At 64.0% G+C, this 19,809-nt stretch carries 20 protein-coding genes and 1 tRNA gene; 11 read left to right on the top strand and 10 right to left on the bottom strand.

Features of this window, described 5'->3' with window-relative positions; genetic code table 11:
* Positions 1-392: Hpt domain-containing protein (locus ABIC03_RS33865; protein ID WP_354064601.1), on the bottom strand; the 392-nt coding region annotated here is incomplete at its 3' end.
* 420 nt (positions 393-812) lie between these two features.
* The gene (locus ABIC03_RS33870) at positions 813-1,295 is read right to left on the bottom strand and encodes a response regulator (protein ID WP_354064603.1); all 483 of its coding nucleotides are present in this window, start codon (positions 1,293-1,295) and stop codon (positions 813-815) included.
* Between the two features lie 575 nt (positions 1,296-1,870).
* Here ABIC03_RS33870 and ABIC03_RS33875 point away from each other — a divergent pair.
* The 3 genes from ABIC03_RS33875 (at position 1,871) to ABIC03_RS33885 (ending at position 3,514) form a co-directional block, all read left to right on the top strand.
* Positions 1,871-2,569: a Crp/Fnr family transcriptional regulator gene (locus ABIC03_RS33875; RefSeq protein ID WP_275174499.1), complete on the top strand. Its 699-nt coding sequence runs from the start codon at positions 1,871-1,873 to the stop codon at positions 2,567-2,569.
* A gap of 157 nt (positions 2,570-2,726) precedes the next feature.
* Positions 2,727-3,104 (top strand): Hpt domain-containing protein, encoded by a 378-nt coding sequence (locus tag ABIC03_RS33880; protein WP_354064605.1) that lies wholly within the window; start codon positions 2,727-2,729, stop codon positions 3,102-3,104.
* A gap of 161 nt (positions 3,105-3,265) precedes the next feature.
* Positions 3,266-3,514 (top strand): hypothetical protein, encoded by a 249-nt coding sequence (locus ABIC03_RS33885; RefSeq protein WP_275174496.1) that lies wholly within the window; start codon positions 3,266-3,268, stop codon positions 3,512-3,514.
* An 81-nt stretch (positions 3,515-3,595) separates the two neighbouring features.
* On the opposite strand, the gene ABIC03_RS33890 is transcribed toward ABIC03_RS33885, so the two are convergent.
* Positions 3,596-4,219, bottom strand: a complete 624-nt coding sequence (locus tag ABIC03_RS33890; RefSeq protein ID WP_354064607.1) for a LuxR C-terminal-related transcriptional regulator — start codon at positions 4,217-4,219, stop codon at positions 3,596-3,598.
* A 340-nt stretch (positions 4,220-4,559) separates the two neighbouring features.
* Here ABIC03_RS33890 and ABIC03_RS33895 point away from each other — a divergent pair, with 340 nt between their 5' ends.
* Positions 4,560-5,723 carry a hypothetical protein gene (locus tag ABIC03_RS33895; RefSeq protein ID WP_275174494.1) on the top strand — a complete coding sequence of 388 codons (1,164 nt, stop codon included), beginning with the start codon at positions 4,560-4,562 and terminating at the stop codon, positions 5,721-5,723.
* Positions 5,724-6,268: 545 nt separating this feature from the next.
* The gene (locus ABIC03_RS33900; RefSeq protein WP_354064609.1) at positions 6,269-7,477 is read left to right on the top strand and encodes an EAL domain-containing response regulator; all 1,209 of its coding nucleotides are present in this window, start codon (positions 6,269-6,271) and stop codon (positions 7,475-7,477) included.
* A 20-nt stretch (positions 7,478-7,497) separates the two neighbouring features.
* Here the strand turns inward: ABIC03_RS33900 and ABIC03_RS33905 are convergent, their stop codons facing one another.
* Positions 7,498-8,352: an NAD(P)H-dependent oxidoreductase gene (locus tag ABIC03_RS33905; protein WP_354064611.1), complete on the bottom strand. Its 855-nt coding sequence runs from the start codon at positions 8,350-8,352 to the stop codon at positions 7,498-7,500.
* A 93-nt stretch (positions 8,353-8,445) separates the two neighbouring features.
* Here ABIC03_RS33905 and ABIC03_RS33910 point away from each other — a divergent pair, with 93 nt between their 5' ends.
* Entirely contained in the window at positions 8,446-9,381 is a 936-nt protein-coding gene (locus ABIC03_RS33910) for a LysR family transcriptional regulator (RefSeq protein WP_354064613.1), read from the top strand.
* 18 nt (positions 9,382-9,399) lie between these two features.
* Here the strand turns inward: ABIC03_RS33910 and ABIC03_RS33915 are convergent, their stop codons facing one another.
* The 3 genes from ABIC03_RS33915 to ABIC03_RS33925 form a co-directional block, all read right to left on the bottom strand.
* On the bottom strand, positions 9,400-10,260 hold the full coding sequence (locus ABIC03_RS33915) for a DMT family transporter (RefSeq protein ID WP_354064615.1): 861 nt from the start codon (positions 10,258-10,260) through the stop codon (positions 9,400-9,402).
* A gap of 253 nt (positions 10,261-10,513) precedes the next feature.
* Positions 10,514-11,494, bottom strand: coding sequence for a Bug family tripartite tricarboxylate transporter substrate binding protein (locus ABIC03_RS33920; RefSeq protein ID WP_354064617.1), 981 nt, complete (start codon positions 11,492-11,494; stop codon positions 10,514-10,516).
* A 108-nt stretch (positions 11,495-11,602) separates the two neighbouring features.
* Positions 11,603-13,243: an FAD-dependent oxidoreductase gene (locus ABIC03_RS33925; protein WP_354064619.1), complete on the bottom strand. Its 1,641-nt coding sequence runs from the start codon at positions 13,241-13,243 to the stop codon at positions 11,603-11,605.
* A gap of 113 nt (positions 13,244-13,356) precedes the next feature.
* Here ABIC03_RS33925 and ABIC03_RS33930 point away from each other — a divergent pair, with 113 nt between their 5' ends.
* Entirely contained in the window at positions 13,357-14,268 is a 912-nt protein-coding gene (locus ABIC03_RS33930; protein WP_354064621.1) for a LysR family transcriptional regulator, read from the top strand.
* 44 nt (positions 14,269-14,312) lie between these two features.
* Here the strand turns inward: ABIC03_RS33930 and ABIC03_RS33935 are convergent.
* Positions 14,313-14,402 (bottom strand) — tRNA-Ser (locus ABIC03_RS33935).
* A 524-nt stretch (positions 14,403-14,926) separates the two neighbouring features.
* A complete protein-coding gene (locus tag ABIC03_RS33940; RefSeq protein WP_354064623.1) occupies positions 14,927-16,054 on the bottom strand; it encodes an ROK family protein in 1,128 nt (375 codons plus the stop codon).
* A 334-nt stretch (positions 16,055-16,388) separates the two neighbouring features.
* Between ABIC03_RS33940 and rplU the strand changes: the two genes are divergently transcribed.
* The 3 genes from rplU (at position 16,389) to ABIC03_RS33955 (ending at position 17,897) form a co-directional block, all read left to right on the top strand.
* Positions 16,389-16,781: a 50S ribosomal protein L21 gene (rplU, locus tag ABIC03_RS33945; protein WP_007604396.1), complete on the top strand. Its 393-nt coding sequence runs from the start codon at positions 16,389-16,391 to the stop codon at positions 16,779-16,781.
* Positions 16,782-16,878: 97 nt separating this feature from the next.
* Positions 16,879-17,148: a 50S ribosomal protein L27 gene (gene rpmA / locus ABIC03_RS33950; RefSeq protein ID WP_007598923.1), complete on the top strand. Its 270-nt coding sequence runs from the start codon at positions 16,879-16,881 to the stop codon at positions 17,146-17,148.
* A 155-nt stretch (positions 17,149-17,303) separates the two neighbouring features.
* The gene (locus tag ABIC03_RS33955) at positions 17,304-17,897 is read left to right on the top strand and encodes a GNAT family N-acetyltransferase (RefSeq protein ID WP_354064626.1); all 594 of its coding nucleotides are present in this window, start codon (positions 17,304-17,306) and stop codon (positions 17,895-17,897) included.
* A 150-nt stretch (positions 17,898-18,047) separates the two neighbouring features.
* Here the strand turns inward: ABIC03_RS33955 and ABIC03_RS33960 are convergent, their stop codons facing one another.
* Positions 18,048-18,962 (bottom strand): DMT family transporter, encoded by a 915-nt coding sequence (locus ABIC03_RS33960; RefSeq protein ID WP_354064628.1) that lies wholly within the window; start codon positions 18,960-18,962, stop codon positions 18,048-18,050.
* 273 nt (positions 18,963-19,235) lie between these two features.
* Here ABIC03_RS33960 and ABIC03_RS33965 point away from each other — a divergent pair, with 273 nt between their 5' ends.
* On the top strand, positions 19,236-19,715 hold the full coding sequence (locus tag ABIC03_RS33965) for a MaoC family dehydratase (protein WP_275174164.1): 480 nt from the start codon (positions 19,236-19,238) through the stop codon (positions 19,713-19,715).
* Positions 19,716-19,809 lie beyond the last annotated feature (94 nt).

The following is a 19,809-nucleotide window of genomic DNA, read 5'->3' on the forward strand; positions in this document are numbered from 1 at the left end:
GCCGCCATAGCCGCCATGCCCTGCTCGACCATGGCTTCCAGCTTGTCGATGAGATCGCGGTCGGTGCCCTCGGGCTCGGCCTCGGTCGCCTCCAGCCCGGCCAGAATTTCCTTGATGCGGTCGATCGAGGACAGGATCACCGTCACCGCCTGCCCGGTCACCGGCATGCCGTCACGGAATTTGCCCATCAGCGTCTCGCCGGCATGCGCCAGCGCTTCCAGCCGCGGCAATCCGAGGAAGCCGCACGTGCCCTTGATGGTGTGGACCAGACGGAAGATGTTATCCAGGATCTTGGCGTTGTTCGGCTCCTGCTCGAACTTCACCAGCTGATTGTCCACGGTGTCCAGGCTCTCGCTGGTTTCCGTCAAAAACTCCCGCAACAGATCATCCATGAGCTACGCCTTACTGACCTGGATCTGAACCTCGACGCCCGAGCCGCGCTTGGCATGAACGGAAGTCCCCGCCTTGGATCGTTAGACATCCCCTTTCACGGTCCCGTTAATTTCATCCTCCGTGCTAATACGGATATTGAAGACAAGTTTGCCGTTCGACCGCATGCGACAGCGTTTTTCGGCAAAACCGGCACCACGCCGCAACGGCGAGACGCGTTAGGTGAACGTGCCGATAACAGCGGGACCAGGCGCGCGGGAAAGCCCTGCTTGTGAAGGACGATATGCGCGGCCTTCGCGGAATTTTATCGAGCCGTCTGCAATCCGGGGCGGTCTCACCACTTTCGCTTGGTGCTTTGCCGAGATACGCAAGACCCGCATTCGCGGAACGGTTACCCGCGTCCACTGCGGCCGGTGCCGGCGCTAACCTAGGCGCGCGGCCGAGGCAAGGTCGCGGTGGGAACGATGCTCCGCCAGGCAATCGTTGATGGCGGCGAGCAGCGCGTGCGGCGTGAAGGGCTTGCGCAGACAGCGCGCCGCACCGAGCTCCAGCGCCATCCGGAGGAAATCGGGGGCTGGCGAATTCAGATTTGCGAACGCGTAGCCGGACATCGCGATCAGCGGAACGGCCGGGGCCCGCTCGTGAAAGATCCGGACCGATTCGAACCCGCGCATGTGCGGCATGAAGATATCGATGATCATCAGATCGAACTGTTGGTGTTCGAGCGCGCGAAGTCCGGCTTCCCCTCCTTCTGCGATCGTCACCCGAAAATAGTTGCGCTGGAGATAGACCTCGATGGCCATGCAGACCATCGGGTCGTCGTCGTCGACGAGAATATGGCGCAGACCTTCTGTCCCAGCTTGAGCTTCCCGAATCGGCGATTCAATAATTGAACCGTGGCGCACGCCATGCTCCTTTGCTCGAGAAAATGGACTATTGAGAACATCCTTGGCGGAGCAGGGAAGGCGACTGACGCGGCGCGAATGCAGTGCTTCCGGTCATGAAGGCCCGCTTGCCGCTTTTACCTGCACAAGCTCGCAGGGCTGGCGCGCCGGCTCATGAGCGAATCAGCGTGCCATTCTCATTTCCGCCGCAAATGGCCGAGCTTGTCTGCGCCCCAACGGGTATACGCCGGGCGACACAACCTTTATAATGAGGTTTGCTGCCGCACAACCGGATGACGGATCGGACGCGGCGCGGATCACTTCGAAACCCACCGGATCAACCATGACCGCGACCGCCCTTCGAGCCGATGCCAGTCGACCGATCTGGATCTGCTGGGACTACAGCTCGGTACCGTGGAAATGGTCAGGGAATCTGTCTTGGCGAGGTGACGTGCAGCGGCGCTAACGGCGATCGGACAACTTGTCCCAATTGCCAATATATCCCGAGGGGAACATGATGGAACTTACCCGGACGGCAAGCAGTTTCGAGTGCTGCGGCCCGCTGGTCCGGGTGACGGGAGGCGACTTTGGAAACGATGGTGCGTTCCTCCAACGGTTTCCTGTCCGCGCTGTCGGCAGACGATTATGAGTTGATCCGCCCGCACCTGCGTACGTGCGATCTGCCGCATGACGCGGTGCTGGTCGAGACCGGCGAAACGCTCAAGCGCGCCTACTTTCCCCATCGCGGCGTCATCTCGCTGGTGGTGGAGCTCGCCAGGGGCGAGCACGTGCAAGTCGCCATGATCGGTCGCGACAGCCTGCTCGGAACGCTCTCGACCATGGGCGATGCCTGCGCGCTGAACACGGCCATCGTGCTGGTTCCCGGCTCCGCCTCGATGATGGACCTCGACCGGCTACGCATCGCGGCCGACCAGAGCGGCACCCTGCGGACGCTGCTCACGCGTCACGGACTGGCGGTCTACGCGCAGGTGCAGCAGACCGCGGGCTGCAACGCCGCTCATCCGGTGGAGTCGCGGCTGTCGCGCTGCCTGCTGCACACCCATGACCTCTCCGGCGACTACCGGCTGTTGCTGACCCAGGAGGCTATGGCGCAGATGATCGGCGCTCGGCGGAACAGCGTGTCGCTGGTCGCCAATACCTTGCAGCAGGCGAATTTCATCAACTACAGCCGCGGGCACATCCAGATCCTCAACCTGGACGGCCTGCGCCAGACGGCGTGCGAATGCTACGCCACCGTGAAGGCGCAGTATGACCGGCTGCTCGGCCCGCGCTGACTGGTGCTGCGGCGTGGTAAACTGGCCGCTAATTCCGGCCCGCAAACACGGAATGTCCTGCTACCGGAACTGAAATCCAGATGCCGTAGACACGGACGTGCCGCCCGCGCCTGTATGGGCCGGCGGCAAACGATCCGTGATCAAGGCAGGCCAAACCATGTTCGAAGTCACCGTCGCGCCTGCGCAGACAGCGCTTGATGCCGAGCCCGCGCGCGAGCCGGGCGCGTACCAGGCGCTGGTGCGGGAGATCGGCGAGGACGGTGCTTGCGAAGTGCGCGACGTGTTCTGGAGCGAGACCTGCGCACGCCTGCAATCGTTCCGCACGCTCGCGCTCGCGCAGCACCGCGGCAGGATCGCGCGCGAAGCGCATTCGCTGAAGAGCGCGGCCGGGACGTTCGGCTATGTCCGGCTCGCGGTGCTGGCGCTGCGGCTGGAGACGACCGCAGCGAGACTCGGCGACGCTGGCTTTCGCGACCTCCTGGACTTGATGGACGCGGCCTATGCCGCCGCGCGCGCGCAGGAGCCGTCGGGCTAGATTCCTATTTGACGCGTTTTCTTCACGCGAACCGGTACCCACCTTCCTCGGAAACGCTCCAACCACTCACGCGTGCATCCCCGCCGTACTTCTACGGCTTTGGATTTTCACAGATGGCTAATCATAGGCAGCGATAGTCGCCGGAAACCAGGAGGGTTTCCATGTTCACCTACGAGACCGCGGACCAGAAAGAAGTTCGCCGCTTCCGCATCGCACAGTTCAACGGCCGGATGGCGACGGTGGCCGCTGGCGAGGAGACGGTAACGGGCTTTGTGCGTTCGGTGCTGGAGCAGGAATCGAGCATGCCGCCCCGCTGGACCATCACGATCATTCCCAACGCGCCCAAGGAAGAGCTCAAGCCGCTGCGGCCCTCGTCGCGCGCGCGTCCTTTCGCCGAAGACTATTTCTGAGCGCAATCGGAGCCCCGGGACTTTGTCGAGAGATCTCACGCTTGGCCCTCGCCGCTGGCGGGCGGCCCGAGGCAAGAGTCTTCAGTCGATCGAATGCAGCAGCGCCGCACGGACGAGGTCCGCGGTGTTGCGCGCACCGAGCTTCCGCATCGCCTCGGCGCGATGGCTCTCGAAGGTGCGCGGGCTGATCTGCATCCGAAGCGCACCCTGCTTGTTCGAATAACCCTCGCTGATCAGCCTCAGCACCTCGCGCTCGCGCTTGGTCAGCCGCTTCTGGCCTGACAGGCCGAGCACTTCGGCGCTCGGCACGCGTTGCGGCTGTGGCGCGCGCGCGAGCTTCAATTCGGCGTCCTCGGCCCTGGACGCGATCGGCAAGCCACCCGTGTGAGAACCGGCAAGCTGTTTGACGAGGCCGCAAACCCGCTCGGTCTGCACCAGCGCATTCTCCACGACCCGCTGCAAATAGGCACGGTCGCCCGTCACCGGCGCGAGCTGATCGCTGTGATGCTTGATCTCGCCCATGTAGAGCAGGAGCGCCGTGAGGGGACCATTGAGCTCGCGGGCGATGGCGGCGGCCATTTCGTCGGCCGCCCTGGCGCGGGCGGCGTTCAAGCGGACGACATCGAGCTCTTCAGTTGGAGCGGCGTTGCTTTCGTACCATTCCGACGGCCGCGAATCAGTGGCCGTATCATTCTGTGACCCCATGTCACTCGTTTAGCGGAACCCAACGCGGTCTGTGGTTAACTTTTTGCTCCGTAAGACTACGGTGAATTTGGCAGCTTTGTGCTGAAACTCCGGCACAGGCACACTTTGTGCTAGAGGGCCAACCTCCCTCAGCATTCTTAGGTTGCTGAACCTGCTCAAATGGTAGGCGGGTCACCCGAAGCCTTCTTAACGACCCGATCCGCGCCGATGACCCGCCGCCCCGGATTTTACGGATATATTAACGGCGGCTTGCTTCTCTATGTCGCAATTGAGAGCGCGCAAATGCCTCCATGCATGCGGCCGATAGGCCTGCTGGAATCGTTGCGGAAGTTTGCGTGCCATGAACGAGATCGACCAGCTATCGGACTTCTTGCAGAAGCTGACGCCGCTGTCGCGCAGCTGCCTGCTCAGCGAGCTCGAACGGCTGGAGCTGTGCGGCATCGACATGCCGGGCTCATCCGAGCTCCAATCGCGGCTGCGGGCCGAATTTCGCAAGGACGGATCGAGCCAGGCGCGCGCCACCAGTCCCTCGCGCCATTTCTTTGCGCCGCTCGAGCTGCTTCTGATCGACGGCGCGCCCGAGCATGCCAATATGGGGCGGATCTCGCGCAACACCCTCACCCCGATCTGGGAGTGGATCTGCCGCGACCTGCTGCCGACCATGGCGCGCGACTACATCAAGGCGATCAACGACCAGGTCGCCGCCAACAACCAGAAGGAAGTGCTGAAGATCGCATCGACCTTCCAGACCAAGGTCGTCAAGGTTCTCGAGAGCACCCTCGCATCGGCAGAGAGCACCGAGTTCGCGCGCGGCAAGCTCGCGCAATACACGGCATCGCGCACCGCCTTCGACGACGTGAAGAAGATGCAACATGTGCTGCGCGCCGGCGCCGCGCTGCCGAAGTTCAACGAAAAGCTGCCCGAGAAGATCGCGAAATTCGACGACGGCCAGGTTGATCAGATCACCGCACGATTGGACGCCTTCAAGAAGGCTCATCCCGAGGCGCTGCCGTTTGCGCTGACGCTGGTGGCGAGGCGGCTGAAGACGTTCTGGCAATTGGTGCGCCTTGCCACCAAGGCCGCCGCGAGCAAGAGCGCCACAGATGTCGCCGCCACGCCCTATGCCTGCGTCGTTCATATGGTGCTCGACCAACTCGACGACAGGCGCCTCGCCTTGCGCATCGCGCTCCGGCACAACCGGGTGCTGATTGCGCGCGACCTGCTCACCGAGATCTACGACACCGAATATGCGCTCAAAGTGCGGATCGACGGCATCGAGCAGTGTGAGTGGGGCATTCGGCTGCAGCAACTGATGGACGCGATCGCGGCGCTGGTGTCCGCCGAGGTGAGCCGCTTTCCCTCCAATGTCGGCCACATTCTCGGCTCGCGCCGGCTGCGCAGCCACGACACGCTCGGTGGAAAGCTGTCCTATCTGGCCTGGAAGGGACGCGATGTGATCGAGGACGGCGCGGCCGCGTTGCGCAAGCTGATCGGCCAAACCTGATCCCGCGCTAATGCGCGCGCGGCAGGCACAGGAAGCGATCGAGAAATCGCCCTGACAGCACGAACCTGAACCACCAATACATTATTCGCCGCGACGTCATTGCTGCGATCCTCGACAGCCCACCACCGGCTGCCCGAAGCAATAGCGCAAGTGCAGCAATTCGCTTGTGATGTGCTTCACACGGGCGCCAGCGCGCACCGACGCATTGTCGCAGAACCGTCACGAGCGAACCGGGAAAAATGCGCGCACCGCGGGCAATTGAGGCGCTCCGTTATTGAATTTGGCGAGGCACACGAGGCTTGGTCCAATTGCAGGACAGTGCGCGTGCTTGCAGCCGCACTGCACGTCGCGAAATCTCCAGTGATTGCCGCAACCCCGCGCCCGATGCGCGAGCAGACGTAAAAACATCTCGAACGAGACCCGGACAATTTTAGACATGATGGGTGCTTTAACGTTACCCAGATAATTCGACAATCGACTGAAGCCTTCCATATTTGAAACTGCTCACGTCGCTAACACACCGGCACGGAACGGGAGTGCTTGCGATGAACGACGAAATTGTAGAACTCGCCGAACGAAGGCCGAAGACCTTCGGACGGCGAAAGGTGAAGCCGCGCGCATGCGTGGCCGACGGCAAGCGCCATCTGCGCGCGTTTCTCGCAGAGGTGCTGGAGGATCTCGGCTTCGTCACCACCGAATGCGCCAGCGCCGAGGAGCTGCAGAGCGTGCTGACGAGCGAATTGCCCGACCTGATCCTGCTCGGCATCGCCGCCGACGGCATCGAGCCCGGCAAATTTCTGGAGACGCTGGTGCGCGAGGCCTTCGACGGCAGGGTTCTGACTGTGGGCGCCCGCGAGTCGATCATCGTCAGGGCGGTGCAGCAGGTCGGCGAGGAATACGGCCTCAAGATGCTGCCGCCGCTGACCACGCCCTTTGCCGCGGAGACGCTGCGCGACCGCGTCGCGATGCTGTTGCCCGAGGAGCCGGCGCCGAGCCCGGCCGTGCATGTCGGCGAGGCCCTGCATGCCGGCTGGCTCGAGCTCTGGTACCAGCCCAAGATCGACGCGCGCACGCTGATCCGCAGTAGCGCCGAGGCGCTGGTGCGGATGCGGCATCCGACCTGGGGCGTGGTGCCGCCGGCCTATTTCATCCCCGAAGAGCACGACCCGAATCTGCGCGACCTCTCCGAATTCATGATCGAGCGCGCCATGCAGGACTGGCACTATCTGCTGGAGCAGCAGAGCCCGGTCGATCTCGCGATCAATTTGCCGTCGTCCTATCTGAAGGAGCCGCAGGCCGTGCGCGATCTCTGCCGCCGCATGCCGACGCATCCGGCGTTCGGGGGGCTGACGATCGAGATCGACAGCGAGGAGGCGATCCGCGACCTCGATCTCCTGGTCGAGGTCGCCCGCGAACTGCGTCTGCACAATATCGGCCTGTCGATCGACAATCTCGGCGCCAACTGGCCGTCGCTGATGGACCTCGGAAAAATTCCCTTCATCAAGCTGAAGGCCGACCGGCACTTCGTCACCGGCAGCGGCACCGATCGCCTCAAGCGCACGGTGTGCCGCCACATCGTCGAGCTCTCGCATGGCTATGGCGTGCGCGCCGTCGCCGAGGGCGTCGAGAGCCGCGCCGACCTCGTCGCTGCCAACGAGCTCGGCTTCGACCTGGTGCAGGGTTTTCTGTTCGGCAAGCCGATGCCGCTGAAGAAATTTGCGCGGAGCACGCTGACGCGGACGGTGATGGGGTGATGTCGTGCGCGGGCGGCGGATTACGCCGTTGCCGCGCAATCCTCCGTCGCCGAGCGCATGGAGCTCACCTCACCATTGGGGCTGCGTGCCTCGGCCTGCTCGACGTGAAGCGCGAAGCCGCTCGCGCCGGAATGCTCGAGTACCGCGCGGAGCTGCATGCTCGGAATCAGGTAATCGCCGCCATTCTGGCGCCGATAAGGAATCGGCGATGTCGTCGCAAGCGTTCGCATCCTCTCGCGCAAACGTTCGGCAGTCGCCTGGAAACCCGCTTCGTCCAGTTTGTCGGCCTTGTAGACAACGAACGGCGGAAGCACGTCATATCCCGGATAATAGAGGATGCCGTGATTGATGGGGAACAGCAGGTCGTCGATCGGCCCGTTGATCCCGCGCGCCGAATAATGCTCCTGCCAGCCGCCGGCGGTCACGATCAGCATCGCGCGTTTGCCCGCTAGCCTGCCTTCGCCGTAACGGTCGCCCCACCGCTTGTCGCTGTGCTCGCCGACGCCATACGCGAAACCGTAGGCGAACACGCGGTCGACCCAGCCCTTGAGAATGGCCGGCATGCTGAACCACCACAGCGGGAATTGCAGGATCAGGACGTCCGCCCACAGCAGCTTCTCGATCTCGGCGTTGACGTCCGCGGTGAGTGTGCCCGACTCGAACGCCTGCTTGGAGGCGGCGGCGGGCGCCAGCCGTGCGTCCGGCGGCAGCAGCGGAAAGTCGGCGCGACCGATTTCGGATGTCCAGCCCTGGGCGTAAAGGTCTGACACCCGCACCTCGTGTCCCTCAGCCTCGAGTTCTCTGACGGCGACATCGCGGAGCGAGCCATTGAGGGAGCACGGCTCGGGATGAGCGAAGACGATCAACACTTTCATGATCAGCTCCTTGGTTGATGATTTCGAGCCACCAGGTAGCGTGCACCGCTGCAATTCGGTAGTTGTCGCCAATGGATAGGATCATGCCGAAATATGGATAGATCGGACGTTACGCTCGAACGCATGCGCAGCTTCGTGCGAGTCGCCGAGCGCGGAAGCCTGTCGGCGGTCGCGCGCGAGCTTGGTCTCGGCCAGTCGACAGTGACGCGGCATCTTCGGGAACTGGAGCAGGCTGTCGGCGTGTCGCTGCTCACGCGGACCACACGCAGCGTGACGATGACGGAGGAGGGGCGCCGCTACTACGCCGACTGCGTGCAGATCCTGCGCCTGGTCGAACTGGCGGTCGACGAGGCGCGCAGCACGCGCGGCGCGCCGGCCGGAACGGTGCGCGTCTCCTGCACCGCGGCCTTCGGTGTGCTCCATGTCAGTCGTTTCGTGTTCGCGTTCCAGGACCGCTATCCGGACGTGGCGGTGGATCTCAGCCTGACCGACGAGCGGATCGACCTGGTGCGGGAAGGCGTCGATATTGCCCTGCGTCTGGGGCCGCTCCCCGACAGTTCGATGAAGCTCAGGTTGCTTGGTCAGTCGCGGCGGGTGCTCGTGGCCGCACCGGACTATCTCGCCTCGCGCGGCAGGCCCGCGCGCCCGCAGGATCTCGCCAGCCACGAGGGTGTCAGGATGTCGAACATCGCCGGCAGCGACGTGCTCGTGCTGCACGGGCGCCGCGGCGGCCGCCATGTGGTCCCGTCCGCAGGGCGGCTGCGGGTGGATCACGGGCTTGCCGCACGCGAGGCGCTCGCGGCCGGTCGTGGCATTGCGCCGGCCCATCTTTGGCTCGTCGACGACCTGCTTGCCTCAGGCCAACTTGAGCACGTGCTTCAAGACTACGCGCCGCCTTCCGTTCCGCTCAACATGCTGATCGTACCGGAGCGGTCCGGCATCGCGCGGGTACGGCTGCTGATCGATTTTCTCGCCGAGCGGATCGCCCAGCTGCCGGGGATTGAAAAGCCGCAGCCGGGCAAGAACTAAGGCCACATCAATTCGGCCTCAGGCAAACCGCCGCGCGAAGAAGACGCAGGCGACCACCAGGGCGGTCGCCACGATCATGCTCCAGGCGACCGGTTCGTGCAGAAGCAGGCCTGCAAGGGCGAGCCCGAAGAACGGCTGGAGCTGCTGCAACTGGCCGATGCGGGCGATGCCGCCGATCGCGAGCCCGCGGTACCAGAAGATGAAGCCGACGAACATGCTGAAGATCGAGACATAGGCGAGCCCGATCCAGGCGGGCACACTGATGCCGCTCCATGTCGACGGCCAGGTCAGAATCGCGACCGGCAGCATCAGCGGCAGCGCCAGCAGCAGCGCCCAGGAGATCACCTGCCAGCCGCCGAGCCGGCGCGACAACGCGGCGCCTTCGGCATAGCCGAGCCCGCACAGCACGATCGCCGCGACCATCAGCAGATCGCCAGTGAGCGATGCGGTGCCGTCGTTGGACAGCGCAAAGCCCGCGACAGTGGCGCTGCCCAGAATAGCGAACAGCCAGAACATCGGCTGCGGCCGCTCGCCGCCGCGCAGCACGCCGAAGATCGCGGTGGACAGCGGCAGCAGGCCAATGAAGACAATCGAATGCGCCGAGGTGATGTGCTTCAGCGCGAGCGCCGTCAGCAAGGGAAAACCGACCACGACCCCGATGGCGACGATGGCGAGCGAGACGAGATCTCCGCGCGCCGGCCGCGCCTGACGGAGCAGGCCGAGCACAGCCACACCGATCAGCGCCGCGATGACCGCGCGCACCGAGGTCAGGAACAGCGCGGAAAACCCGCCGACCGCCACGCGCGTCGCCGGCAGCGAGCCGCTGAAGATGATGACGCCAAGAAGCCCGTTGCCCCAGCCGGTGGCGGAAGAGTGCATGTCCGTTTGCCTTGTCGGTGGTGATCCGAACTGGCGAGGCCAGCCGGGGTGGCGTGACGATTACCCGTAAGCTTTCCAACGCCCAACAACAAAAAAACGCGAAAACAACCCCATGCACAGTAGCCGGGGACTGCAAGATCAATGGGTTAGGTGGGGGTGGAATCGCCTGCCTAGACCGCGATCGTGATGCGGCGGGCGCTGAGGGCGAGCCGGGGATGACCGTCGACGAGCAACGGGGCTACGCAGACGATACTTAATTCGCCTTGATGCCCGCTTCACTGATCAGCTTGCCCCATTTCGAGCTTTCGCTTTGGATGAAGCGGCTGAACTGCTCGGGCGAGGTCGGTGCAGGCTCTGCGCCAAGCGTCCGGATCTTCTCGACCACCGACGGGTCCTTCACGGCTTTTCCGAAGGCTTCGTTCAACCGGCCGACGATATCGGCTGGCGTGCCGGCCGGAGCAACCAGCCCGAACCAGCCAACGGATTCGAAACCCGCAATCCCGCTCTCGGCTAGTGTCGGCACATCGGGCAAGGACGACAGACGCTGCGCGGACGACACACCGATGGCGTTGAGCTTGCCTTCGAGGATCAGTTGCCTCGATGCGGGGATATCCAGTACCGCGAAGGGGACATGGCCTGCGAGAACGTCGACCGTCGCCGGCGCGGTCCCGCGATAGGGGACCAGCTCCATGGCGATCGCGGTCTTCTGCGTGAACAGTGCTGCGGTCAAGTGCATGGCTGTCGAATTGCCGCCATGTCCGATCGACAACGCGCCCGGCTTGGCCTTGGCGAGCGCGATCGTTTCCGCGACCGTATGCGCCGGCACGTTCGCTGACGCAACCAGCACGAAGGGAATTTCCGCGAGCAGGGTGATCGGCGCAAGATCCTTCGGATCGAACGGCATCGACGAATTGAGATGCGGATTCACCGTCAGGCTGCCTGCCGGCGCGACGCCGAGCGTATAGCCATCAGGCTTGGCCTGCGCGACCGCGGCCATGCCGATGTTACCTCCAGCACCCGCGCGGTTCTCGATCACGAGACCCTGTTTGAGCTCGGCAATGACCAGCGGTTCGAGCGCGCGGATGACGGTATCGGCGCTGCCGCCGGGCGGAAAGGTCACGATGATCTTGATCAATTGCTCGGGATAGGCCGCTCGGCCCGCCTCCAGCGGCAACACGGCGAAACTCGCGGCCGTCAGCACGGCCAAAATGCGGCGGCTTACAACGTGAAACACGTTTCCCTCCCCGGTGCGTTCTTGTTTGTGAACCACGCCTTTGTGAACTACGACTTTGTAAACCACGTCCTGACGGACTCGCCGCGAGACCGTCCGCTTCAAATCGCGTTACGCCGAAGCGCCAGTAATGCGCGTCAGCAAGCCTTGTGGGTCCGCCGGCGCGGCCTGCCCGCGCCAGGCGATGTGCTGATCGGGCCGCGCCAGCACCAGCTTCTCGGCATACGCGCCGTTCGCTTCGTCCGGCGCGATGTCGAGCAGCGCGAGCGGAATGCCGCGCTGCTCTGCGGCAGACTTCAATGGCGCCACATCGATCGCCGGATCGAACCGCAGCAAAGTGTAGCCGGCGCCGAAGGCATCGTAGAGCGATCGCCCGTCCCGCAGAAACAGGTGCGGCGCGCGAGCGCCCGGCACGGTGGAGGGCGTGAAGCTGCCCATCGCGTAGGCCGGCGGCGTCTCGCCGTCATAGGCGATGATCGGCGAGGCATCGTAATAGTAGCCGAAGTTCAATCCGGCACAGCAATATTGCTGAACGTTGAGATCGTAGGCCGCCCTGGCCAGCGCTGCGCGCGCCGCGTGGCCGCGCGGCGTGTCGTGCTCGATCTCCGCGGAGACTCCGCCACGCTGCGCCATCATCTTCATCGCATGGTCCATGGCAAAGCGCGACACCTGTTCGGTGATGGGCTGACGCTCCGCCTCGTAGGCATCGAGGATCGAAGCCGGCGCCCACCCGTTCAGATGCGCCGCCACCTGCCAGCACAGGTCGATGGCGTCCGCAATGCCCGCATTCATGCCGTAGCCCGCATACGGCATCCACAGATGCGCGGCGTCGCCGCAGATGAAGACCCTGCGGTCGCGGAAGCGATCGGCGACAAGCCGGCGGCCGACCCAGTCCTCCCTGCTGAGGACGCGGTATTCGAAACGCTCGTCGACGCCGAGAATGGCGCGGATCGCCCAGTCCCGATCGACCGAATCAAATTCGGGCTCATCTGGCTTCAGGTGATTGTGGATCAGCCAGCGGTCACGACCGTCGATCGCCACCGTCGTGCCTGAGCGTCGCGGGTTGAGCGAGAGCACCATCCAGGCCGGCTTGTGCGCGCCCATCAGCTCCTTGAGCTGCGGCGCTTCGATGAAGGTCGATTGCACGCGCTGGATCACCGGCGTGCCGGACAGGTTGGCACCGATCGATTTGCGAACCAGGGAACGGCTGCCATCACAACCGATCACAAAGGAAGCCTCGATGCGGAGCGAGCTTCCGCTGTCGAGGTCGCGCGCCAGTGCAACCACATGGTCGTCATTCTGCTCGATGTCCGTGATTTCCGTGCGCGCCAGAATGGTGATGCGCGACTGAGCGGCGGCATGGCTGAACAGGATCGGCTCGAGATAGACTTGGTTGATCCGGTGGGGCGGCTCCGGCGTCGGCCACCAGGTATCGGGGCCACCAGTGGCGCTGTAGCGGCGTGCGCGCGAGGGAATGTCGATGCGGCACAGCTCGATGCCGGTCGCCGTGGTCCGGTAGGAGCAGTCGTTCGGGAAATCTGCGGGCAGGCCTGCGTCGCGCAGCTTTGCGGCGACGCCGAGCCGGCGGAAGATCTCCATCGAACGCGCCGAGACGTGATTGCATTTGACGCTGGGCGGATCGCCGGCATGGCGAATCTCCGCGACCACGACGTCGATCCCACGGGAAGCCAGATCCATCCCCGCGGTCAATCCGACGGGCCCGGCGCCCACCACCAGCACCTGTGTCCTCATGTTCGTTTCCGATCCCTTGGCGATCGTGGCTTCACCGTCCACGACATGCATTTTATTGCATGCTCGCTTATGTGATAAGCCGGAAAGAACTCATCAATTCATGAGCTTTACCTATGAACGTCACCTTGCGGCAATTGCAGGCCTTCACCGGCGTGTACCGCACGCGCAGCATCACGCGGGCCGCGCGCGGGCTGGGGATCACGCAATCGGCGACGAGCCTGTTGATCCAGCAGCTCGAAGCGCAGCTTGGCGTCAAACTGTTCGATCGCTCCACTCGTTCGGTGCAGCCGACGCTGGCCGCTGACGAGGCAGTTCATGCCGCCGAACGCATGCTGGGCGATGCGCTGGGCCTGTCGCGGCGCATGCGCGACCTGGCGCAGGCGCGCGCCGGCCGGGTCGCGTTTCTCGCCTCAGCCGGTACCGCATCGGCGCTGCTGCCCTCGGTGCTCGCAAAATTCCGGGCAGGCTATCCCGATATCGAAATCGACATGCGCGATGTCGCCGCCGACGATCTCGTTCCGCGTCTGATCGCGACGGATGCGGAGTTCGCGATCGGCAGCGTCGAGGGAGAATTCGCGGAGCTGACGGTCGAGACGCTGACCCGCGGCCGCCTGAGCGCCATCGGCCGGCGCACCGCCGACTTCGCGGCACGCCGCTCGCTGACATGGGACGAGTTGGCTCAGATGCCCACGATCGCGATGCGGGGCGAGACGCGGATTCGCATGCAGATCGATCAGGCGCTGGGCACCCAAGGCAAGCACCTCAACCCAACCTATGAAGTGACGCTGATCAACACCGCACTCGCCATGACGGCGCAGGGTCTCGGCCTCGCGATCCTTCCTGCGACGATGCTGCCGGCGGATCAATTTCCGACTCTGATCGCAAAGCCGCTGATACGTCCTGCCATCACCCGCCCGGTGTCGCTGCTGCAGCGCCAGGGGCGGACGTTGTCGCCAGCCGCGCAGGCGTTTGTGGCGACGGCGCGGACGGCGCTGGCGGAGCGAGAGCCGGCAAGATCAGACTGATCTGCCGAGCTTTCTGGAAGCCGTTTTATTGTGGCGGATGATGTTGGCGGAGAGGGAGGGATTCGAACCCCCGATAGGCTTGCACCTATGCCGCATTTCGAGTGCGGTGCATTCGACCACTCTGCCACCTCTCCTGAAGGCGCCAAGTAAGGAGCAGGGCCCCTGTGGTTCGGGCGTTAATAGGCGAGGATGGCGGGCCAGACAAGGCTGGGAGGACGAAAATCGGGCCGGTTTTGCGGCTGGGCCCCATGATGTCGCGGTGGTGATGGGGACGATCGCGGATTTCGGCGGCGGTTTGCGCGGAATTTGGTCTGGACCGTTCGCCGATGACCCGGCGCGAGGTCGAGCCGGTAGCATCGAGGCTCGAATCACTGGTGCCTGAAAAGGCGGGGTGGGACCGCCAGACGCGGTAAACACTGGCGGTCCCGTGCCGCTCATTGAAATACTGGCTGGGAAGGGCGGCTTCGCCGGCCAGGTGAGGCGACGGTTCCGACCGTAGCGCGCGGCCCGTGCACCGCAACGCAATCCGGTCCTTAACCTAACCAGTCAAGGTTACTCTGGAGCCGTTTCCGTTCCGATGGATCGGAAACGGCTCCAGATTCCTTTTTTTGACGCGTTTTCTTCACGCGAACCGGTGTCCACTTCGCTCGAAAACGCTTCAGTCGGACTTGGCTTTTTTCTTCCCGTTGCCCGTGGAATCCCCGTCTTTGTCTTTGCCGTTGTCCTTGCGGCGGTTGGTGAAGCGGGCATTGCCGAGGCCGGTGCCGATGGTGAGCACGCCCCAGCGATCGACGTCCTGCATGAACGGCACCTCGGAGAGGCCCTGAACCACGCCGTCATTGTGCATCAGGATCGCGGTGTCGTGCTCGCCGATCTGGGGGATGCCCTCGAGCAGGCTCGCCGGCAGGTTGAACTTGCTGCTCTCCCAATTGCCCGGCAGGTTCTGCGCGCCCTTCTCGATCGAGCCGTCCGCGTTGATCACGCCGGGACAGGCGATGCCGATGAACGGCGCCAGCTTGTAGCCCTCCTTTTCGGCCTCGGTGATCAGCCCCTTCAGCATCTTCGTCAGCCGCTTCACCGCGCCTTCGCGCGTCGGCTCGTCGTCGGCATGACGCCACAGCTCGGACTTCACGACCTTGGCTTTCGACAGGTCTTTTGCCTTTTTCCAGCTGGTCTCCACCAGGCCGCAGCGGATGTTGGTGCCGCCGATATCGACGGCGAGGATGCTGTCATGGGCCTCGAAGATCCACGACGGCGCCAGATGCAGCGCGCCGATCAGGCCGGCCTCGTCGGGATGATGGCGGATCGGCAGCATGTCGATCTTGAAGCCCTCGGCGATGAGGATGATCTCGGTGCGCGCGATCGCGAGCTCGCCAAGCCGGGAATCCCGGAAACCGCCGCCGACCACGATGCGCTCGGTCTTGGCCCAGGCCTTGGACTTGAGGAAGCGGCGGGTGACGTAAGCGAGCTCCTGGGCGAAGTCCTCGATGGCGCTATGCACCACTGCCCAGGCCTCGGTGTCGTCGCCGACCAGGATGGCATCCAGGGTCTTCTTGCTGATCTCGTCCGACGGCTCCTTTCCGAACGGGTCCTCGCCGGACTTGCGCAGCGGCTTGCGCCAGCGCTCGAGGATCTCGCGGAACGCGCCCTTGCTGGCGCGGTCGCCGATGAAGCCGTCCTCGTCCTTCATCTCGATGTTGAAGCTGTCGATATCCACCGACGGCAACCGCTCCGCGCCGTGATGGGCGATGCCCGTCGTCGTCTTGACCAGCTCGTCTGTTGCCATGGTAAGCCCCTTGCCCGTGTGACCGAATTCGCCGGGACAACGGCGGGGGAACCCGTTGGTTGCGGCGCGGTCCGAAATTCGCCTGCGGGGCCGGATCGGGCTCAAATGCTTCAAATCCGGGCCGTTTTCCCCGGCTTTTCCTTGACTCCGCGCGGTCAGCGGCTATAAATCCCGCAACCGGCGCGGGGCGTTTCTCGCGCCGCTTGTTTTTGCGTGGGTTTTCAAAGGGATAACTCCCGCCCGCACAAAACTCGCATAAACCCATAACGACTGACAAAAAGCCGGCCCCGACGATATGTCGCGAGGCCGGGAATGAACACGAAGGAAAACAACGATGTTCGCAGTCATCAAAACCGGCGGCCGGCAGTACCGCGTCGTTCCGGATGATGTCCTGGAAGTAGGCAAGATCGAAGGCGAAGTCGGCTCGATCGTGCAGCTCAATGAAGTCCTCCTGGTCGGCGGCGACACGCCGATCCTGGGTCTGCCCACGGTCGCAGGCGCGTCCGTTGCGGTCGAGGTGCTCGACCACAAGCGCGGTCCCAAGGTCATCGCTTTCAAGAAGCGCCGCCGCAAGAACTCGCGCCGCAAGCGCGGCTATCGCGACGAGATCACGGTGCTGCGCATCTCGGAGATCCTGACGGACGGCGCCAAGCCCACCAAGGGGCCGCGTCCGAAGCGGGAGAAGGTCGCCAAGCCGGAGACCACGACCGAAGAGGCCGCCGCATAATTTGATCACGCGCCATCACGAATTGATGCGTGAGAAATTGTGAAATGATTCCGTCAAGGAATTGATCTAGAAATACGTAGAATTTCGGAGACGAGCCATGGCTCACAAAAAAGCAGGCGGTTCATCGCGTAACGGTCGCGATTCCAAGGGCAAGCGCCTCGGGATCAAGGCGTTCGGCGGGGAAGTTGTGATTCCCGGCAACATCATTGCGCGTCAGCGCGGCACCACCTGGCATCCCGGCCTTAATGTCGGCATGGGCACGGACCACACCTTGTTCGCCAAGGTCGAAGGCCGCGTAACGTTCCAGGCCAAAGCCAACGGCCGCACCTTCATCTCGGTGCTCCCGCTCGCAGAGGCGGCTGAATAGACGGTGGATCAAATTTGGAGTCCGCCGGGTCCCAGACCGAACCGGCGGAGTCCTTGAGATCATAGAGATCGAAGGCTCCAGGGGAGGCGGGAAACCGGCCTCCCCTTTCGTTTGCGTGCTCACTTTTCACTTTAGTGACTTCGACGGAGCCGGACATGTTGCAGGATTTCTCGAGCGTGACCTTGCGGGAGGCGAGACCCAGCGTCGTCGCCACCGAGCGGCTGACCTTGCGGCGGCCAACCCTCGCCGACGTCAGGACCATCGCCCTCCTCGCCAACGACCGTCGCGTCGCCGAAAACACAAGGCGCCTCCCGCATCCCTATTCGCAGGACGACGCTATCGCATTTGTCCGCGCCACCGCCGCGCCCGGCGGCGAGACCGTGTTCCTGATCGAGCATGACAACGGGCCCATCGGCATGGTCGGCATCGACTGCTCCACGCCCGACAATGCCGAGCTCGGCTATTGGCTCGGCTTCGAACATTGGGGCCGGGGCTTTGCCACCGAGGCCGCGCGCGGCGCGATCGACTTCTTCTTCGAGGAGTTCGAGGACGATCATCTCTATGCAGGTGCGCGCGTCACCAACCCGGCCTCGCGCAACGTGCTGGAGAAGTGCGGCTTCCAGTGGAGCGGCGTCCAGCTGCATCGTTTCCTGGCACTGGGCTCGTCCACGCCCGTCGACTGCTTCCGCCTGTCACGCGGCGTGTGGGCGTCGCTGAAGAGCTGGAGCAGTGCGCGGAGGGTGAGGTAGCCAGCCTAGCCATACGATGTCGTCCCGGCGAAGGCCGGGACCCATAACCACAACTGTTGGTAGCGCGAAGACTCCCACTCCGAGTCTTCGCCAAACTGCACCCTGTGGGTATGGGTCCCGGCCTCCGCCGGGACGACACCGTAGTTGTGTTTACGCCGGCGGATTCACATCCGCGTCCCCACGCCCGAGATCGCGCTCACGCAAATAGATATAGAACCCGGCGCCGATGATGATGGCGGCGCCGACGATGGTGGCGATTTCGGGCACGTCGCCGAACACGACGAAGCCGAAGATCACCGCCCAGACGATCATCGAATATTGATAGGGCACGACGACGCTGGCCGGCGCCAGCTTGAGCGACCGGTTGACGCAGAACAGTGCCGTGACCGAGACGCATCCCGCCAGCGCGAAGATCACGAGGCTGCCCGATGTCGGCGGCACCCAGTGGAACGCCGACAGCACCGCGCCCAGCAGGAACGTGCCGACGAATTGCGACGATGCCATCACGATATCGGGCGTCTTGCGCAGGCTGCGCGTGATCAACATCAGTGTTGCGAAGGAAAGACTGCCGCCAAGCGCGATCAGCGCCGGCAGGCTCACGGTCTGTGCCGACGGCCGCAGCGCGATCAGCACGCCGCAGAAGCCGATCAGGATCGCCGTCCAGCGCCGCCAGCCGACTTTCTCGCCGAGGAAGACCGCCGACATCGCGGTGACGAAAATGGGCCCGGCGAGATAGTAGGTGATGACGTCGGCGAGCGGCAGGTAGACCGTCGCAAGGAAGAAGGCCGCCACTTCCAGCGTCGACAACACGACGCGAAAGAGCTGGAGGCCCGGCCGCTCCAGATGCAGGAACTGGTGACGCTGCCGCCAGACCAGCGGCGACAGCAGCAGCAGCGCCGCGCAGGCGCGCAGGAACAGCAGCTGCCCCACCGAATAAGTCCCGACCAGGAACTTGCCCATGGCGTCGCCGAACGAGAACATGAAGATCGACAGCACCATGAGCGCAATCCCGGCGAGCCGCGCCGAGCGTTCGTCATAGGCCGAGAGATTCTTGAAGAGAGGCATTGCTGTCGTTCGTGGAAACTCGTCATTGCGAGGAGCTCTTGCGACGAAGCAATCCAGACTGTTGCCGCGGAGACAGTCTGGATTGCTTCGCTTCGCTCGCAATGACGAGCGGAGAGAGCGTCGGAACGGCGACCAGAGTCGCTTGCGGTCGTTTTAATGACGTGAGCGCCCGCGACAAGCCCGCGCAAGGCGAATTGAGCGGATTGCCGCAGTCTTCGCGTCGCGGTAGCGATAGGCGTCACCCGAACGAAAGAGCCAGGAAAGAGCCTCGCCATGACCGACTTCGACCCGGCCCGGCATCGCATGATCCCCGCGCAACGCTGGTTTGAGGATTTCGTGGTCGGCGAGCGCTTCGTGCTGCCGAGCCGCACGCAGACGACGGCCGTGTTCGCGGCGTTCCAGACCGCGAGCGGCGACACCCATCCGGTGCATTACGATGTGGAGTATTGCCGCAGCCGCGGCATGCCGCATCTGCTCGCCCACGGATTCCAGACGCTGATCCACACCGCACCCGGCGCGGGCCTGTTTCCGTTCATGGTCGAGGACTCCCTGGTCGGCTTCCTCGAGCAATCCAGCCGGTTCCTCAAACCTGTGTTCGCCGATGACACAATCTATCCCGCGCTCGAGGTCATCGAGCTGGTGCCGGGACGCTCGACCGGCGCGGTGACGCTCAAAAGCACCGTGTTCAACCAGCGCAAGGAGCTGGTGCTGGAGGGCACGCAGAAATTCCTGATCCGGCGCCGGCCCAACTAACGTTGTGCCGGGGTTAAGCACGCCCCAAAATCGCGGAAATTCAGCCGATTTGCGGGTCTATCCGGGTTGCCGCGCGGGACCGGCTGGCCTACCT

Origin of the sequence: Bradyrhizobium sp. RT6a (genome assembly GCF_040547675.1) — a bacterium.
Taxonomy (GTDB): domain Bacteria; phylum Pseudomonadota; class Alphaproteobacteria; order Rhizobiales; family Xanthobacteraceae; genus Bradyrhizobium.

Bases quoted from the DNA above. Each gene is read 5' to 3' on its own strand.
- ABIC03_RS33910 (WP_354064613.1), top strand. From the start codon at position 8,446: ATGGATAGATCGGACGTTACGCTCGAACGCATGCGCAGCTTCGTGCGA.
- ABIC03_RS33900 (WP_354064609.1), top strand. From the start codon at position 6,269: ATGAACGACGAAATTGTAGAACTCGCCGAACGAAGGCCGAAGACCTTC.
- ABIC03_RS33890 (WP_354064607.1), bottom strand. From the start codon at position 4,219: ATGGGGTCACAGAATGATACGGCCACTGATTCGCGGCCGTCGGAATGG.
- ABIC03_RS33955 (WP_354064626.1), top strand. From the start codon at position 17,304: ATGTTGCAGGATTTCTCGAGCGTGACCTTGCGGGAGGCGAGACCCAGC.
- ABIC03_RS33875 (WP_275174499.1), top strand. From the start codon at position 1,871: ATGGTGCGTTCCTCCAACGGTTTCCTGTCCGCGCTGTCGGCAGACGAT.
- ABIC03_RS33895 (WP_275174494.1), top strand. From the start codon at position 4,560: ATGAACGAGATCGACCAGCTATCGGACTTCTTGCAGAAGCTGACGCCG.
- ABIC03_RS33940 (WP_354064623.1), bottom strand. From the start codon at position 16,054: ATGGCAACAGACGAGCTGGTCAAGACGACGACGGGCATCGCCCATCAC.
- ABIC03_RS33885 (WP_275174496.1), top strand. From the start codon at position 3,266: ATGTTCACCTACGAGACCGCGGACCAGAAAGAAGTTCGCCGCTTCCGC.
- ABIC03_RS33960 (WP_354064628.1), bottom strand. From the start codon at position 18,962: ATGCCTCTCTTCAAGAATCTCTCGGCCTATGACGAACGCTCGGCGCGG.
- ABIC03_RS33965 (WP_275174164.1), top strand. From the start codon at position 19,236: ATGACCGACTTCGACCCGGCCCGGCATCGCATGATCCCCGCGCAACGC.
- rplU (WP_007604396.1), top strand. From the start codon at position 16,389: ATGTTCGCAGTCATCAAAACCGGCGGCCGGCAGTACCGCGTCGTTCCG.
- ABIC03_RS33915 (WP_354064615.1), bottom strand. From the start codon at position 10,260: ATGCACTCTTCCGCCACCGGCTGGGGCAACGGGCTTCTTGGCGTCATC.
- ABIC03_RS33905 (WP_354064611.1), bottom strand. From the start codon at position 8,352: ATGAAAGTGTTGATCGTCTTCGCTCATCCCGAGCCGTGCTCCCTCAAT.
- ABIC03_RS33925 (WP_354064619.1), bottom strand. From the start codon at position 13,243: ATGAGGACACAGGTGCTGGTGGTGGGCGCCGGGCCCGTCGGATTGACC.
- ABIC03_RS33880 (WP_354064605.1), top strand. From the start codon at position 2,727: ATGTTCGAAGTCACCGTCGCGCCTGCGCAGACAGCGCTTGATGCCGAG.
- rpmA (WP_007598923.1), top strand. From the start codon at position 16,879: ATGGCTCACAAAAAAGCAGGCGGTTCATCGCGTAACGGTCGCGATTCC.
- ABIC03_RS33930 (WP_354064621.1), top strand. From the start codon at position 13,357: ATGAACGTCACCTTGCGGCAATTGCAGGCCTTCACCGGCGTGTACCGC.